The organism is Caballeronia terrestris (assembly GCF_001544515.1).
Lineage (GTDB): Bacteria > Pseudomonadota > Gammaproteobacteria > Burkholderiales > Burkholderiaceae > Caballeronia > Caballeronia terrestris.
This window is the reverse complement of record NZ_FCOL02000007.1, coordinates 1-16847: the sequence shown is the minus strand read 5'-3', so window position 1 is coordinate 16847 and position 16847 is coordinate 1. Positions and strand designations below refer to the sequence as shown.

Here is a 16847-nt window from a genome sequence, read left to right as displayed (position 1 = left end):
CACACCATGACCGATCACACGATGCGCCTCTCCGGTCTCGAACCGTTCAATGTCACCGACGGCTCCCTCTTCATCAACGTCGGCGAGCGCACCAACGTGACCGGGTCGAAAGCCTTCGCGCGCATGATCCTCAACGGCCAGTTCGACGAGGCGCTCGCCGTCGCGCGCCAGCAGGTCGAGAACGGCGCGCAGGTCATCGACATCAACATGGACGAAGCGATGCTCGATTCGAAAGCGGCGATGGTCCGCTTCCTGAATCTGATCGCGTCGGAACCGGACATTGCGCGCGTGCCGATCATGATCGACTCGTCGAAGTTCGAGGTGATCGAGGCCGGGCTCAAGTGCGTGCAGGGCAAGGCGATCGTCAACTCGATCTCGCTCAAGGAAGGCGAGGAACCGTTCCGCCATCACGCGACGCTGATCCGCCGCTATGGGGCGGCAGCCGTCGTGATGGCTTTCGATGAGCAAGGGCAGGCCGATACCTTCGAGCGCAAAACGCAAATCTGCAAGCGGTCTTACGACTTCCTGGTGAACGAAGTCGGCTTCCCGCCCGAGGACATCATCTTCGACCCGAACATCTTCGCAATCGCGACGGGCATCGAAGAGCACAACAACTACGCCGTCGATTTCATCAACGCGACGCGCTGGATCAAGCAGAACCTGCCGTACGCGAAGGTGAGCGGCGGCGTGTCGAACGTGTCGTTTTCGTTTCGCGGCAACGATCCCGTGCGCGAGGCGATCCACACCGTGTTCCTGTATCACGCGATCCAGGCCGGCATGGATATGGGCATCGTCAACGCGGGGATGCTGGGCGTCTATCAGGACCTCGATCCGGAACTGCGCGAGCGCGTCGAAGACGTGGTGCTCAACCGTCGCGACGACGGCACCGACCGCCTGCTCGAAAGCGCCGACAAGTTCAAAACCGGCGCCGCCAAGAAGGAAGAGAACCTGGAATGGCGCAACCAGCCGGTCGAGGCACGCCTGTCGCACGCGCTCGTGCACGGCATTACGAACTTCATCGTCGAGGATACGGAGGAGGTGCGCGCGAAGATCGATCAGGCCGGCGGCCGTCCGATCAACGTGATTGAAGGGCCGCTGATGGACGGCATGAACATCGTCGGCGACCTGTTCGGCGCGGGCAAGATGTTCCTGCCGCAAGTGGTCAAGTCGGCGCGCGTAATGAAGCAGGCGGTCGCGCATCTGATCCCGTTCATCGAGGAAGAAAAGAAACGCATGGCCGATGCCGGCGCCGACGTGCGGCCGAAGGGCAAGATCGTGATCGCGACCGTGAAGGGCGACGTGCACGACATCGGCAAGAACATCGTGTCGGTGGTGCTCCAGTGCAACAACTTCGAAGTGGTCAATATGGGCGTGATGGTGCCCTGCGCGACCATCCTGCAGAAGGCGAAGGAAGAAGGCGCGGACATCATCGGCTTGTCGGGGCTGATTACGCCGAGTCTCGAGGAAATGGCCTACGTCGCCTCCGAAATGCAGCGCGACGACTACTTCCGCGGCAAGCAGACGCCGCTTCTGATCGGCGGCGCGACGACTTCGCGCGTGCACACGGCCGTGAAGATCGCGCCGCATTACGACGGCCCGGTGGTCTATGTGCCGGACGCGTCGCGCTCGGTGTCGGTGGCGTCGAGCCTGTTGTCGGACGAAGGCGCGGCGAAATATCTCGACGATCTCAAGACCGACTACGACCGCATCCGCAAGCAGCACGCGAACAAGAAGGCGCTGCCCATGGTCACCTACGCCGAGGCGCGCGCGAACAAGACGAAGATCGACTGGGCGGGCTACACGCCGAAGAAGCCGACGTTCATCGGCCGGCGCGTGTTCAAGAACTATGATCTGGCGGATCTGGCGAACTACATCGACTGGGCGCCGTTCTTCCAGACCTGGGATCTGGCGGGGCCGTATCCGGCGATCCTGAACGACGAGATCGTCGGGGAATCGGCGCGGCGTGTGTTCTCCGACGGCAAGTCCATGCTCTCGCGCATCATCCAGGGCCGCTGGCTGACGGCGAACGGCGTCGTAATGCTGCTGCCCGCGAACACCGTCAACGACGACGACATCGAAATCTACACGGACGAATCGCGCACGAAGGTCGCGATGACGTGGCGCAACTTGAGGCAGCAGAGCGTGCGGCCGGTCGTCGACGGCGTGATGCGGCCGAACCGGTCACTCGCCGATTTCATCGCGCCGAAGGAATCAGGCGTCGCGGATTACATAGGCCTCTTCGCCGTGACGGCGGGTCTCGGCGTCGACAGGAAGGAGCAGCAGTTCGAAGCCGACCACGACGACTACAGCGCGATCATGCTGAAAGCGCTCGCCGACCGTTTCGCCGAAGCGTTCGCCGAAGCGCTCCATGCGCGCGTGCGTCGTGAGTTGTGGGGTTATGCGTCCGCTGAAACGCTCGACAACGCCGCGCTGATCGCCGAGCAGTATCGCGGGATTCGTCCGGCGCCGGGGTATCCGGCGTGCCCGGACCACTTGGTCAAGAAGGACATGTTCGACGTGCTGCAAGCCGGCGACGTCGGCATGAGCGTGACCGAATCGCTCGCGATGCTGCCGGCCGCGAGCGTCTCGGGCTTTTATCTGGCGCACCCGGACAGCACGTATTTCTCGGTCGGCAAGATCGGCGATGATCAGGTTGAAAGCTTCGCGCAACGCATGGCGCTGTCGAAAAACGACGCCGAGCGCGCCCTCGCGCCGCTTCTGTAACACCCTTGCGACATACGCGCCGTGTGATATTGAAAAACAGCGCGCGGCGCGACCACGAATTATTGTTTTACGTAGACTTGCCGTTGCGAATGCCCGTCATGGCGACGGTCACGCAATTTCAATAGTCCCGGAGAAAGCCGCATGAAGAAGCTGACGCCCGTCGTAGCCGTTGCCGCCGCTGTCCTGTTCACGTCCGGTAGTTCAGTCGCGTTCGCCCAGACCGCGAGCGCCGTGTCGTCATATTCGCCGCCGATGACCGAGCACAAGAAGAAACCGAAGAAGCCCAAGGCGAAGAAAGGCGCGAGCGCGCCGTCATCCACCACCAACGGTCAGTCCCAATAACCTTCGCCCGTCAGACAAAAACCCCGCATCGTCACAAACCGATGCGGGGTTTTTCTTGCGCTGCGAAAAGAAGACGTGCAGATTCAGCGCCTCCTTAATTCACCGTCACACGCCCCATAAGATATCCGTGTTCGCTTTCTGCGCGAGGCGGAGCATGTCGAGAAACGGATACGCGCGCTGCGCGAGGCCGATCGGAATCTCGTGCGGCTCATGGCCCGCTTCGCCTTCGTGAAAGTGCCCGTCGTGCTCGGCGCGCTCTTTCTTGTCGGTGACGACGGCAGCTTCCAGCTTCTCGATCGCACCGGGCAACTCGTCGTGCGTGATGACACCGCGAGGCCCCAGATGCTTGCCGATGATGCCGAGCAGATACTCAGCCAGGTTCTCCAGCATCATGACGTCCGGTGCGGCGCTGGTTTTGAATGTGATCAGCATGGCAAGGTCCTTTTCCTTATGTTGGGTGGTTGGCGAAACGCGCCGGCCGACTGTGCCGCGCCGCGTGGGCTCCCCTGACTGTTTCCCTGACGACGACCCTGATTCGACATATTAGCACCTGCTAAAATCCGTTTTCGACATCGAAGGCAATCGGAATCGTCGCAATTTGTAGGGCTCGCGCCCGCCGACGTCCGTTTGCCCTATGCCTCGGTTCCACACCGGCCAAGGCGCCGCGTCACGCCACATCACACCGGACCCGGTCCACTGGATCACTCAGCATGCTGCCCGCACACAAACATACCCTCGCCACGCTCCTCACCAACGCGGTCAAGCAAGTCGCGCTCGCCACGCAGGGCGCATCCGAAGCCGCGTTCGTCGAACCGGTGATCGTCCTCGAACGTCCGAAGGTCGCCGCCCACGGCGACGTCGCATCGAACGTCGCGATGCAGCTCGCCAAGCCGCTGCGCGCGAATCCGCGCCAGCTCGCGCAGCAGATCGTCGATGCCGTGCTCGCGGATCCGGCCGCCAAGGGTCTCGTCGAAGCCGCCGAAGTCGCCGGGCCGGGCTTCATCAACCTGCGTCTCGCCCCTGCCGCGAAGCAAGCGGTGGTCCCGGCCGTACTCGGCGAAGGCGCTGCGTTCGGCCGTTCGACGCGCGAGGAAGGCAAGCGCGTGCTGGTCGAATTCGTGTCGGCGAATCCGACCGGACCGCTGCACGTCGGCCACGGCCGCCAGGCCACGCTCGGCGACGCGCTCTCGAACCTTCTGGCGACGCAAGGCTATGCGGTGCATCGCGAGTTCTACTACAACGACGCCGGCGTGCAGATCAACAACCTCGCGATCTCGACGCAGGCGCGCGCCCGGGGCTTCAAGCCCGGCGACGCGGACTGGCCGGAAGCCGCGTACAACGGCGAGTACATCGCCGACATCGCGCGCGACTACCTCGCGGGCGCGACCGTCGCGGCGAAGGACGGCGACCCGGTCAAGGGCAAAGGCGACGTCGAAGATCTGGACGCGATCCGCGTGTTCGCCGTGGCTTATCTGCGCCACGAACAGGACATGGATTTGACCGCGTTCGGCGTGAAATTCGACCAGTTCTACCTGGAGTCGTCGCTGTACAAGGAAGGCCGCGTCGAGTCGACGGTGAACGCGCTCGTGGCCGCCGGCAAGACGTACGAGCAGGAAGGTGCGCTGTGGCTGCGCACGACCGACGACGGCGACGACAAGGACCGCGTCATGCGCAAGACCGACGGCACGTACACGTACTTCGTGCCGGACGTCGCGTACCACGTCGCGAAGTGGGAGCGCGGCTTCACGAAGGTCATCAACGTGCAGGGCTCGGACCACCACGGCACGATCGCGCGGGTGCGTGCGGGGCTTCAGGGCCTGGGCGTGGGCATTCCGAAGGGCTATCCCGACTACGTGCTGCACAAGATGGTCACCGTGATGCGCGACGGCCAGGAAGTGAAGATCTCGAAGCGCGCGGGCAGCTACGTGACGGTGCGCGACCTGATCGAATGGTCGGGCGGGATGGCGCCGGGCAGCGAGGCGTCGCCGGATCAACTGGACGAGGAAACCGTCCGCCGCGGCCGTGACGCGGTGCGCTTCTTCCTCGTGTCGCGTAAAGCCGATACGCAGTTCATCTTCGACATCGACCTCGCGCTCAAGCAAAACGACGAAAACCCGGTCTACTACGTGCAGTACGCGCACGCGCGCATCAGCACGATCCTGTCCGACTGGCAGACGCGCTATCAAGGCGACCTGTCGCAGGCGGGCCAGGCCGATCTCGCGCCGCTGTCGAGCGAACGAGCGATGGCGCTCCTGAACAAACTCGCCGAATACCCCGACATGCTCGCGAATGCTGCCGACGAACTCGCGCCGCACGCGGTCGCGTTCTATTTGCGCGACCTCGCTGGTGAATTCCACTCGTTCTACAATGCGGAGCGCGTTCTCGTCGATGAAGAGGCGCCGCGCAATGCGCGCATCGCATTGCTCGCGGCGACGCGCCAGGTGCTCGCGAACGGCCTGGCCACGATCGGCGTGTCCGCTCCCGTCAAGATGTAATTGCCACCCGGTGCATCGGCTTCGCAGCCCGTCGCGCAATTCGGATTTTTCGGCGCGCGCGGGCGGCCTGGCCGTGCTCTGGCCCGCTTCGGGCCGCCGTTATAATCGTCGGCCATTCAGAAGACTTTTTGCAGGTGAATCATAAGATGGCAAAACCACGCAGCACGTCGAAGCAGTCGAAGCAAACCGGAGGCACCTTTCTCGGTATCGTGCTGGGCTTGATCGTCGGCCTTGCAATCGCGGTCATCGTCGCGCTCTACATCACGCGCGCGCCTACGCCGTTCGTCGCGAAGGTCGCGCCGCCGGCGTCCGAGTCGGGCGCAACGACCGCCAACGGCCAGCCGTACGACCCGAACCGTCCGCTGCAGGGCAAGACGCCTGGACAAGCCGTGCCGCAAGCCGCGCAGCCCGCGCCGCCGAACACCGCGCCCGGCCAGACGAACAGCCAGACGCAATCATCGGGCACGTTCGAGGAGCCGCAGATCGTGGAAGTGCCGCCGTCGACTGAAAATGGCGTAGCCGTGGCGCCGAAGCCTGCGGCGCCGTCGCAGGGCACGAGCGCCGCCATCGCGAAGAAGCCGTCGGCGAGTGCGCCGTCGGCTACGAGCACGGCGAGCGCATCGGGTGCGAAGGGCACATCCGCCCCGGCGACGGCGAAAGCCACGCCGCCTGCTCCCGGCGATGCGAACACCGGCTACTTCCTGCAAGTGGGCGCGTACAAGACCCAGGCCGACGCCGAGCAGCAGCGTGCGCGCCTCGGCTTCCAGGGCTTCGAGTCGAAGGTCACCGAGCGCGATGCGGGCGGCGTCACGTACTATCGCGTGCGCATCGGGCCGTTTGCGAAGTTCGAGGACATGAACAATGTGCGTCAGCGTCTTTCCGATGCAGGCGTCGATACCGCCGTGATCCGCTTCTCCAAGCAGTAAGCACCGCTTGACCGCGCTTTCGATCGCTTCGAAGGCGCGGATTGGGAACACCGCTTAAGGTTGGCTTAAGTGTCTTATGTCCCACTGACGTCCTTGCCCGACCACGCGCCACTCGCCACTCACGCACCACTTCACGCACCTTTCCCGTCATGAAAAAACAGTTCAGTGCGCTTGCTGTCTCCCTCGGAATCGCCATCGGCTCAATCGGCGCCATCGGCGCGATGAATGCGGCGCACGCGTCGCCTGCCGCGCCCGTCTCCGGCACGGACTACTCCGTGTTGCAGGCCGCGCAGCCCGTCAACGCGGCGGGCAAGATCGAAGTCACCGAGTTCTTCTGGTACGGCTGCCCGCATTGCAACGAATTCGAGCCGTATCTCGAGACGTGGATCAAGAAGCAGGGTCCGGACGTAGTGTTCAAGCGCGTGCCGGTCGCCTTCCGCGACGACTTCATCCCGCACTCGAAGATGTATCACGCGCTGGACGCGCTCGGCGTCGTCGAAAAGCTGACGCCCGTGATTTTCAACGAAATCCACGTGAAGAAGAACTATCTGCTGACGCCGCAGGCGCAAGCCGATTTCCTGGCCACGCAGGGCGTCGACAAGAAGAAGTACATGGACGCGTACAACTCCTTCTCGACGCAAAGCGCCGTGCAGCGCGACACCAAGCTGCTGTCGGACTACAAGATCGAGGGCGTGCCGACGCTCATCGTGCAGGGCAAGTACGAGACCGGCCCCTCGATGACCAACAGCCTGCCGGGCACGACGCAGGTGCTCGACTTCCTCGTCGGCCAGGTTCGCGCGAAGAAGATGTAACCCTTAGCGCCGTATGAATGCCGTCCGACTGAAGGTCTTCATCACCGGCGCAACGAGCGGCATCGGCCTCGCGCTCGCCGAGGAATATGTCCGGCGCGGGGCCGTAATCGGCCTCGTCGCCCGCCGCGCCGACGTTCTGACGGCATTCGCCGCCCGCTTCCCCGATTCCCCCATCTCGATCTACCCCGCCGACGTCCGCGATGCCGCCGCGCTCGCCGATGCCGCCGCGCGTTTCGTCGCCGAGCACGGGCCGGCCAATGTCGTCATCGCGAACGCGGGCATCAGCCGCGGCGCGCTGACCGGCCACGGCGACCTCGACACGTTCCGCGAAGTGATGGACACGAATTACTTCGGCATGGTCGCGACGTTCGAGCCGTTCGTCCAGGCAATGACCGCCGCGCGAAGCGGGACGCTCGTCGGCATCGCGAGCGTCGCGGGCGTGCGAGGACTGCCGGGCTCGGGGGCGTACAGCGCGTCGAAGTCGGCGGCGGCGAAGTATCTGGAAGCGTTGCGGGTGGAGATGCGGCCGCAGGGCGTGTCGGTGGTCACGATCGCGCCGGGCTACGTGCGCTCGGCGATGACCGCGAAGAATCCCTATCCGATGCCGTTCCTGATGGACGCGGACAAGTTCGCCGCCAAGACCGCCGATGCCATCGCGCGCCGCGCGCGGTACGCCACGTTCCCGTGGCAGATGCGCATCGCGGGCGCTCTTCTGCACGCGATGCCGCGCTGGCTCTACGACAAGCTCTTCGAGCGCGCCCCGCGCAAGCCGCGCGGCGACGCATCGTCATGAAAAAAGGCCCCGCGAAACTTCGCGGGGCCTTTTGCCTTGAAGCGCCAACCAGCTAGCTCAAAACGCCACGTAAGGCGTGCTGCCCGGCAGATCGAAGCCGACATACACATGCCGCCCATAGAAGAACGGCATGCCGAAGTCGAAGAAGCTCGAATCGCCGAAACTGCCCGCGAGGCTATTGAACGCGAACTTCCCGCCGCCCGACGTCAGCGTCCGGGCGCTCACGACACGGAAGTTCACCGTCGCGGAGGTGGTGCCGTCGAGGCCGCTGATCGCGTTGTTCAGCGACAGCTCCGACGACGGGCAATAGAACGTCGACGACGTGCATTGCGAGATCGAATTGTCGGCGAAGAAGGTGCCGTTCGAACCGGTGTCGAAGAACGTCGTGACCGCCGACTTGTTGTAGTTGCCGTTCACGTTGCCGCTGGTGTCGGTGGTGAAGGTCGTCACGCCGGTGCGCGCGTTGTTGCTCTGCGTGCCGATGCCGAAGACGAGCGTCCCCGACGCCGAGGCGGTGCCGTTGTCGCTGATCGGCGGCATCGTCACGATCACGCCGTTGTTGTTGACGGCGAACTTCGTGACCGGATTGACGACCTGCTGCGTGAGCGGCACGCCGACCGGCGTGCAGTTCGTGCCGTTCGGGCATGAGTAGTACATGCTCTGCGACGCCGTCAGGCAGCTTGCGCCGCAATCGTAAATCGCGTTGCCGACGCCGAGAATGCCGTTCGCGCCGAGATCGGTCGACGTGGCTTCGTTGCTGCCGCTCACGCAGCCGCTCGCCGGAACCGACGACGCGCTCAGGTCGCCGATGATCTGCACGGGAATATTCGACGCCGTCTCCCCGCCGATCTTCACGTCCGCCTGGCGCACCGTGCCCCAGGTGAAGCCGTCCGCGAACTGGGTGCATTCGGCGAGCTGACCGCCGCCCTGCGCCGCGCTGACCGGCAGGTTGCCGAGCACCTGCTGCGCCGCGCCGCTCACGAGCCGCAAGCCGTAGGAGCCGGTATCGAGCTGGATGTTGTCGATCGTCTGGCACACGGAGGTGTTGGGCGCGCAGACCGTCACCGACACGTTCGGGATGTTGACGAAGTTCGCCGCGCCCTTGTTGACCGTGATCGGCACGGCGTTCGTGCCGTTGACGGCGATCGGCTGGTTGTTGGTGCCGCCCGTGCCGACGTCGCTGCCGCCGCTCGAGCCGCCGCTGCTGCCGCCACTCGAGCCGCCGCTGGAACTGCTGCTCGAATTGTTGTCGTCGCCGCCGCCGCACGCGACGAGCGCGGTCGCGAGCATCGCGGTCGCGAGCCAGCCGACGAGGCGCTTGAAGTACGGCGTGGATGATTGAGTGTTGAGGTGCGTCGGACGCATGTGAGTTCTCCCGTCCGTTACTTGATGTCGCTGCCGCTGACGCCGGCGGGCAGTTTTTCGGGGAGGTAAGCCTGGCCGGCGAACGAGCCCATGTGGCCGCCCGAATGCACGACGAGACTGGCATCGTTCACGCTGACGGGCCCACGGCTGCCGCGCGCGGCGCGCTGCGCCTTGAGGCCATCCAGATACTGCGGGAAATAGGTGCCGAGCAGATTGAGCAAGTCGGGCATCTGCCGACCCTTCCACGCGATACCGAACACGACGCCTTCCGCCGACACGTACTCGTTGACGTTCGTGCCATTGGCGAGCGTGGTCGCGCGGACGGTGTACGTCGCCGCCGACGAAGCGCTTGCCGACGCAGCACCCGACACCGCGCCCGGCACGGCGACGGAGCGCGACACCGCGCGGTTGGCGGTGGCGCCGTCGGGCGTCGCCATCGGCGCCCCGCCGAGAACGGCGTGGGCCGGTGCTGCGGCAAACGTGGCGCACACGGCGATCAGGCCGGCCAGCAACGGCAGCATGGCGCGCGGCTTGCCTTCAATTTCGATACGACCCTTCGGGGAATGATTCAATGACCTCACTGCTCCTCCTGCGAATTTCGTCCGGCCGCCGCATTGTCACGATTGTCACGGCGGGGCGGTGTTTCTCCGGCGGCGAAACGGCGCAAGAAACGCGGCCGTTTCGATCCAGGCTAACGAAGTATGCCAGCCGAAAGGCGCCAGCCGGAAGTTCGCGAACGTACGCTCGCAGACAGATTTTCTCCAATCCGCTTACTTATCTCGAAATTGTCGGCGCAAAAAGCGGCGCGGGGCGCCATTCATGCGCCCCGCGGGGGAGATATCAGAAGAAATGTGCGTGCTAGAAACCGAGGCTCGCGAGCAGATCGTCGACCTGCGATTGATCCTGCACCACGTCGGTGCGTCCTTCCGGGTTGATCTGCGGCCCGTTGAGGAGCGTGTCCGGGCTGCCGCTCGCCGACATCATCGCCGCCGCCGATGCCGCGAACTGCTCGCGCCGCTCCGGTGCGATGTTTTCGAGCAGCACGCCGAGCAGTTGCTGCTCGATCAGGTACACGACATCGGTGATCTTCTTGATGACCTGCCCGGTCAGATCCTGGAAATCCTGCGCCAGCATGATTTCGAGCAACTGCGCGTTGGTCGCCTGCGTGTTTTCCGGCACCGTCTTCAGGAAGCCGCGCGTCTCGGCGATCAGCGCGCTCGCGTCACCCTTTGCGAGCGGCGCTGCGTACCATTCGTCCCAGCGCGCATCGAGCGCTTGCGCGTCGCGTTGCATCGCTTCCTGCATCGGCTTGGCGAGTTCGATCGCGTTCAGCGCGCGGTCGGCAGCCTGCTCCGTCATCGTCGCGACATACTTCAGGCGCTCGCGCGCATCGGGCACCATTTCAGACACCGCCTCGACCTGCTTGTCGAGGCCGAGTTCGCGCATCGAATCGCGCAGCGTGCGCGTCAATTGCCCGATGCGGGCGAGGATACGATCGCTCGAATCGGCGCCTTCGTACTCGGCGACCGCCTCGGCGAGTTCGCTTTGTTGTGTGAGATCGGTCACGATCAGCCCCCCGTTTTGGCCATCTTCTCGAGAATCTTGGTCAGCTTCTCGTCGAGGGTCGCGGCCGTGAACGGCTTGACCACGTAGCCGCTCGCCCCGGCCTGCGCCGCCGCGATGATGTTCTCCTTCTTCGATTCCGCCGTCACCATCAGCACCGGCAGGTGCGACAGCGTCGCGTCGGCGCGGATTTGCTGAAGCATCGCGAGACCGTCGAGGTTCGGCATGTTCCAGTCGGAGATCACGAAATCGAAGCCGCCGCCCTTCAGGCGCGCGAGGCCGGCCGCGCCGTCTTCGGCTTCATCGACGTTCGAATAGCCGAGTTCCTTCAGCAGGTTTCGCACGATACGGCGCATCGTCGGAAAGTCGTCGACGACGAGGATCTTCATGTTCTTGTCCATCTTCACTCACTCCTGTGTGTTCGCATGCGGCAAGCGCCGCGTCTGCATTCAAAATTGGTACGGCGCTCAGACGCGCTGCACGCGTTCGCCCATCGATGCGAGCCGCGCCATCACGCGCCGGCTCATTTCCGTGAGCGGCGCGATCTCGCTTGCGCCGCCTGCTGCAATTGCTTCGCGCGGCATGCCGAACACCACGCAACTCGCTTCGTCCTGCGCGAACGTATACGCGCCCGCCTGCTGCATTTCCAGAAGACCGGCGGCGCCGTCGCGGCCCATGCCGGTCAGGATCACGCCGAGCGCGTTCTTGCCCGCGTGCTGCGCGGCCGAGCGGAACAGCACGTCGACCGATGGCCGATGCCGGTTCACCGGCGGCGCATCGGAAAGATGCGCGACGTAGTTCGCCCCGCTTCGCGCGAGCACGAGGTGCGCGTGTCCCGGCGCGATGTACGCGTGACCCGGCAGGACGCGCTCGCCGTGCTCCGCTTCCTTCACCGCGATGCGGCACAAACCGTTCAGGCGCTGCGCGAACGACTTCGTGAAGCCCGGCGGCATGTGCTGCGCGATCATCACGGCGGGCGCGTCGGGCGGCAACGGCACGAGCACTTCGCGAATCGCCTCGGTGCCGCCCGTCGATGCGCCGACGATGATCAACTTCTCGGTACTGACCAGCGGGTTGTTGAACAGCGGCGCGGGCTTCGCGGCTGCGCCCTGCGCGCCGCTCGCGGCATGCGTAGAGTGAGGCGTTTGCCGCACACGAGCACGCGACGCCGCGCGAATCTTGTCGGCGAGCTTCTCGGCGTAATCGAGCATCCCGTCGCGGATGCCGACCTTCGGCTTCGTCACGAAATCGACGGCACCGAGTTCCAGCGCGCGCAGCGTGATTTCGTTGCCGCGCTCCGTCAGCGACGACACCATCACGACCGGCATCGGCCGCAGGCGCATCAGCTTCTCGAGGAAGTCGAGGCCGTCCATGCGCGGCATTTCGACGTCGAGCGTCAGAACGTCCGGGTTGTGCTGCTTGATCAGTTCGCGCGCGACGAGCGGGTCGGGCGCGGTCGCGCAGACGTGCATGTCGGGCTGCGTGTTGATGATCTCGGTCATCAGGCTGCGCACGAGCGCCGAATCGTCGACGCACAGCACCTCGATCCTGTGGCCTGCCTGTTGCTGGATGATGCTCATGCTTCCTCCGCGGTCTTCGTGCCGCGCTCCGCGCGAGCCAGACCGTTAGCGTTCAGCCCTGATGCCGAGCCGAACAATTCGATGCGGGGTTTCGCGGCCGCCGGGGCCGCGCCGAACAATTCGACGCGCGGCTTCGTTGCAGCTGAACCGCTGGCTGCGAACAATTCCACGCGCGGCCTGGCACCCGACGCGCTCGAATGATTAAACATTTCGACGCGTGCCCGGGCCCGCGCGAGCCGTTGCGCGCGCTCTTCCGGCGTGCGGCTCACGAGCGCCTGCTCGCGCTCGACGACACTCGTTTCCTGCTGCGTCTTCAGCTTCTTGACCATCACCTGGCCGCTCTTCGGCATGAACGCGACCTTGCGCGGATGCGCGCCCTGCAAATCCTCGGCGACGATGCGGATCTTTTCCAGCGCGAGATAGCGGCGCACGAATTCCGAATTGCGATCGCCGATGTTGATCGTCGTCATGCCGGCCAGCACCGCGCCGCCGCCGAACACCTTCGCCTCGAAACGCTCGCGCCGTCCGCCGCGCTTGATAAGCTCGTTGATGAGCACTTCCATCGCGTAGGCGCCGTAGCGCATCGAATCGGACGTTGCGTGCGATGCATCGGAGCCATCGTCGGGCAGCATGAAGTGATTCATCCCGCCGATGCCCGCCGTGCGATCGTTGATGCAGGCCGCGACGCAGGAGCCGAGCACCGTGACGAGCACCATGTCCTCGCTCGTCATGTAGAACTCGTTCGGCAGCAGCTTCACGCCCTGCTTCTGGAAATGCGTGTCGAAATACAGGTTCGACGCGATCGGCAACCCGCTCATGCGTTCGCTCCTGCGAGCGCTCGCGCTGGCTTCGGCTGAAGCTTCAGGTCGCGCGTCATTTCATAGACGGTCTGGCCGCGCAGCTTGAACGCCTGCGTCACGTAGGTGAAGTTCTCCGAGTGGCCGGCGAACAGCAGCGCGCCCGGCTTCATCAGCGGCTCGAAGCGCGACAGCACTTGCGCTTGCGTCGGCTTGTCGAAGTAGATCATCACGTTGCGGCAGAAGATCGCGTCGAACGGGTTCTTCAGGTTGTAGTTCGTGTCCGTCAGGTTCAGGCGCTCGAACTTCACGAGCGCGCGCACTTCCGGACGCACCTTCACGAGTCCCGCATGCGCCCCCGTGCCCTTCAGGAAGAAGCGCTTCAAACGCTCCGGGCTCAATTGCTTGACCTGGTCGAGCGAATAGACGCCCGCATCGGCCTTGGCGAGCACCTGGCTGTCGATGTCGGTCGAGAACACGGTGCACTGCCTCGCGCCTTGCTCGCCGAGCGCTTCGATCAGCGTCATCGCGATCGAATACGGCTCTTCACCCGTCGATGCCGCCGAGCACCACACCGACACCGGCTGCTGCCGCCGCTTCACGAAATCCGCGAGGATCGGGAAGTGATGCGACTCGCGGAAGAATGCGGTCAGATTGGTGGTCAGCGCGTTGACGAAGGCTTCCCATTCGGCGCTGTCGTTGCTCGCTTCGAGGCGATCGAGATACTGGCGAAACGTATCGATGCCGCACGCGCGCAGGCGCCGCGCGAGACGGCTGTATGCCATGTCGCGTTTGTGGTCGGACAGCGAGATGCCCGCGCGGCGATGAATCAGCTCGCGAATGCGGGCGAAATCCGCCGACGTGAATTCGAAATCGCGTTCGACATCGGAGGTCCTCGGACGCTCAGTCGTGTCGATGCGTGCTTGGCGCGTTGCCGTCATGATGCTTCATGCCTCTCGTGGAGCTGCATCGCGCGCCGCGATGCCCAATCCCCGCGACCATGCGGCCCGATGCACGCTGCGTTCGCGCGCTTCGATGAGTCGCCCGTGGCGGGGCGAGATGCCGAAAACCTGCATGGTCACTTCACACTGCCTTGAATGAATGATGCTCAAAACGTTTCCCAGTCGCCGTCGTCGGCGGTGGTCGCGCGTACCTTGCGGGCTGCTCTTGCGGGTGCTGCTGCCTTGCTGGCATCCGCGCCCGTAGCTGCGCTTTTGCTTGTATCTGTATTAACGGCGCGATTGCGCGCGACGTTAGGCTCCGCGGCAACTTTCGTTGCGTCGGCGTGCTTGGTTGCCTTGAGCGGCGCCGGCTCGATGCGTGCGCTCGAAAGACGCGCCGCTGCGACCGATGCGCTCGGCTTGGCCTGCATGCCCTCGATCTGCCATTGCGCGACGACGTCCTTCAATTGACGCGTCTGGTCTTCGAGCGATGCCGCCGCAGCCGCCGCTTGTTCGACGAGCGCCGCGTTCTGCTGCGTGACGCTGTCCATCTGCGTGACTGCGCGATTGACCTGCTCGATGCCGTCGGATTGCTCTTCGGACGCCGCGCTGATCTCGCCCATGATGTCGGTCACGCGGCGCACGGCCTGCACGATCTCACCCATCGTCTCGCCCGCTTGCGCGACGAGTTCCGAGCCGCTTTCGACTTTGCCCGCCGAGTCGCCGATGAGCGCCTTGATCTCCTTCGCCGCTGCTGCGCTGCGCTGCGCGAGCGAACGCACTTCCCCTGCGACGACTGCGAAGCCGCGCCCTTCCTCACCGGCGCGCGCCGCTTCGACGGCTGCGTTCAGCGCGAGGATGTTGGTCTGGAACGCGATGCCTTCGATTACGCCGATGATGTCGACGACCTTGCTCGAACTCGACGCGATCGCGTTCATCGTATCGACGACTTTCTCCACGACCTGGCCGCCGCGCGACGCGATGTCCGATGCGTTCACCGCGAGCTGGCTTGCCTGGCGCGCGTTCTCCGCGTTCTGCTTCACCGTGCTGGTGAGTTCTTCCATGCTCGACGCCGTTTCCTGCAGCGAGGCCGCTTGTTCCTCGGTGCGTTGCGAAAGATCCGTGTTGCCGCTCGCGATTTCATGCGCGCCGACGTCGATCGATTCCGCGCCGCGATGCACCGAGCCGACCATCGCTGTGAGATTCGTGCGCATGCGTTCGATGCCCGCGAAAAGGCGGCCGATTTCGTTCGTTTTGTCGGTGTGCGCGGACTTCGTCAGATCGCCGCGCGAGATGCGGTCGAAGTGTTCGACGGCGTCGTTGATCGGCTGCACGATGAGGCTGCGCAAAGCGACGCGTGTGGCGAACAGCGTGAGGAACGACAGCACGAGCACGGCGACGATGGCGGTGTTGAGCATGCCGATGTGCGACGCGGTGTCCGCGCGCAGTTGTTCGGCGTGCGTTTGCTGCGCGGCGACGGCGGCGGAGGCGGCGGTATCGAACGCGACGAACATCGGGCTGATTTTCGTATCGGCGATGGCGTGGTACGCGGCCATGTCGCCGGCGCGGATCGCTGCGAACTCGGGGTTGACGCCGTTGTGCAGCAGCGCTTCGTGTTGGGTGACGACTGCGTCGAGCGTCGCTTGGGAGAGTGTGGGCTTCGGCGTGTCGAGGTAGAGCTTCCAGTTCTCGTTCGACTTGTCGAGCAGGAACTGGCCGCGGTCGAGCGCTTTCTTCGCTTCTTCGGCGTTGCCGGATTCCGTGAGCGAGCGCACGCGATCGAGCGTCACGCGCGAGCGCAGCAAGTATGACGAGGACTCGCCGAGCGCGCGGATCGCGACCATGTCCTGTTGCGCCAGCGCTGAGAGCGATGTACTCGCGGAATTGAGGCCCGTCAGGGCCAAGGCGCCCACGATTGCCGCGAAGCTCACGAAGAGCAGACCTACCAATGTCAGCGTCGTGCGAATCGACCAATTCTTCAACATGTTTCTTCCTTCACGGGTTTTGCTATTTGGGTTCTTGCTTTGCACCTTAGAACGCGGGACGCGTTAAGGCTTTGTGATCGGCTGGAAGCTTTGGCAACACCGTTTGATACGCTTAGGCTTTTAGGAAACTTACTTTCTTAGCGGTCTATTTGCTCTGCCCCTGTCCGGGGCGGGACTCACTTTCTTTGCTGCTGCAAAGAAAGTAAGCAAAGAAAGCAGCTTCCAACCGCCAAAGCTAACGAACCCTCACTCGCGTAAAAACGGACTGGCGCTGGAGAGTAAGTGTCGCCCTCACGGTGGAACCGGGCTTGGCTCGCGGACCCACTGTGGCAACGCGCACTTCCTCTGAGTGGTATGCGCTCCGTTTGGCTCCGTCCTCGCTTCGCTCCGACGTGGGGTTCACAAAAGCCATCTTTTGCTTGCGCTCCCTGCTTGCCTTAATTCCCCGCGCCGTGCACCCCACGTCTGAGCGCGTAGCGCGAGGACGGATGTATGACTGCTGCACCTGTCCGGTGTACTGCGAG

General features: G+C 64.3%; 15 protein-coding genes. 6 read left to right on the top strand and 9 right to left on the bottom strand.

What is annotated here, in order from left to right; all coding sequences use genetic code 11:
• Positions 1-6: 6 nt before the first annotated feature.
• Complete coding sequence (gene metH / locus AWB67_RS08185; RefSeq protein WP_087655742.1) at positions 7-2724, top strand: methionine synthase; 2718 nt, start codon at positions 7-9, stop codon at positions 2722-2724.
• A gap of 141 nt (positions 2725-2865) precedes the next feature.
• Positions 2866-3066 (top strand): hypothetical protein, encoded by a 201-nt coding sequence (locus AWB67_RS08180; RefSeq protein ID WP_087655741.1) that lies wholly within the window; start codon positions 2866-2868, stop codon positions 3064-3066.
• A 105-nt stretch (positions 3067-3171) separates the two neighbouring features.
• Here AWB67_RS08180 and AWB67_RS08175 read toward each other — a convergent pair whose 3' ends face one another.
• Positions 3172-3498, bottom strand: a complete 327-nt coding sequence (locus tag AWB67_RS08175; RefSeq protein ID WP_087655740.1) for a DUF1840 domain-containing protein — start codon at positions 3496-3498, stop codon at positions 3172-3174.
• Between the two features lie 278 nt (positions 3499-3776).
• On the opposite strand from AWB67_RS08175, the gene argS reads away from it, so the two are divergent.
• The 4 genes from argS (at position 3777) to AWB67_RS08155 (ending at position 8092) form a co-directional block, all read left to right on the top strand.
• A complete protein-coding gene (gene argS / locus AWB67_RS08170; protein ID WP_087655739.1) occupies positions 3777-5561 on the top strand; it encodes an arginine--tRNA ligase in 1785 nt (594 codons plus the stop codon).
• A gap of 146 nt (positions 5562-5707) precedes the next feature.
• A complete protein-coding gene (locus tag AWB67_RS08165; RefSeq protein WP_087655738.1) occupies positions 5708-6487 on the top strand; it encodes an SPOR domain-containing protein in 780 nt (259 codons plus the stop codon).
• A 149-nt stretch (positions 6488-6636) separates the two neighbouring features.
• Positions 6637-7299: a thiol:disulfide interchange protein DsbA/DsbL gene (locus AWB67_RS08160; RefSeq protein ID WP_087655737.1), complete on the top strand. Its 663-nt coding sequence runs from the start codon at positions 6637-6639 to the stop codon at positions 7297-7299.
• Between the two features lie 13 nt (positions 7300-7312).
• Positions 7313-8092, top strand: coding sequence for an SDR family oxidoreductase (locus tag AWB67_RS08155; RefSeq protein ID WP_087655736.1), 780 nt, complete (start codon positions 7313-7315; stop codon positions 8090-8092).
• Positions 8093-8149: 57 nt separating this feature from the next.
• On the opposite strand, the gene AWB67_RS08150 is transcribed toward AWB67_RS08155, so the two are convergent.
• The 8 genes from AWB67_RS08150 to AWB67_RS08115 all read right to left on the bottom strand — a co-directional run bounded on the left by AWB67_RS08150 (position 8150) and on the right by AWB67_RS08115 (position 16323).
• The gene (locus AWB67_RS08150; RefSeq protein ID WP_087655735.1) at positions 8150-9457 is read right to left on the bottom strand and encodes a DUF3443 domain-containing protein; all 1308 of its coding nucleotides are present in this window, start codon (positions 9455-9457) and stop codon (positions 8150-8152) included.
• Positions 9458-9474: 17 nt separating this feature from the next.
• Positions 9475-9978 carry a DUF2844 domain-containing protein gene (locus AWB67_RS08145; protein WP_087655920.1) on the bottom strand — a complete coding sequence of 168 codons (504 nt, stop codon included), beginning with the start codon at positions 9976-9978 and terminating at the stop codon, positions 9475-9477.
• Positions 9979-10315: 337 nt separating this feature from the next.
• Complete coding sequence (gene cheZ, locus AWB67_RS08140; RefSeq protein WP_087655734.1) at positions 10316-11023, bottom strand: protein phosphatase CheZ; 708 nt, start codon at positions 11021-11023, stop codon at positions 10316-10318.
• A gap of 2 nt (positions 11024-11025) precedes the next feature.
• Positions 11026-11421, bottom strand: a complete 396-nt coding sequence (gene cheY / locus AWB67_RS08135; RefSeq protein ID WP_087655733.1) for a chemotaxis response regulator CheY — start codon at positions 11419-11421, stop codon at positions 11026-11028.
• Between the two features lie 66 nt (positions 11422-11487).
• Entirely contained in the window at positions 11488-12600 is a 1113-nt protein-coding gene (locus AWB67_RS08130; RefSeq protein WP_087655732.1) for a protein-glutamate methylesterase/protein-glutamine glutaminase, read from the bottom strand.
• Entirely contained in the window at positions 12597-13418 is an 822-nt protein-coding gene (cheD, locus tag AWB67_RS08125; RefSeq protein WP_087655731.1) for a chemoreceptor glutamine deamidase CheD, read from the bottom strand. Before cheD ends, AWB67_RS08130 begins: the two co-directional genes overlap by 4 nt.
• Entirely contained in the window at positions 13415-14338 is a 924-nt protein-coding gene (locus AWB67_RS08120) for a CheR family methyltransferase (protein WP_087655730.1), read from the bottom strand. Before AWB67_RS08120 ends, cheD begins: the two co-directional genes overlap by 4 nt.
• 167 nt (positions 14339-14505) lie before the next feature.
• A complete protein-coding gene (locus tag AWB67_RS08115) occupies positions 14506-16323 on the bottom strand; it encodes a methyl-accepting chemotaxis protein (protein WP_087655729.1) in 1818 nt (605 codons plus the stop codon).
• Between the last annotated feature and the right edge of the window lie 524 nt (positions 16324-16847).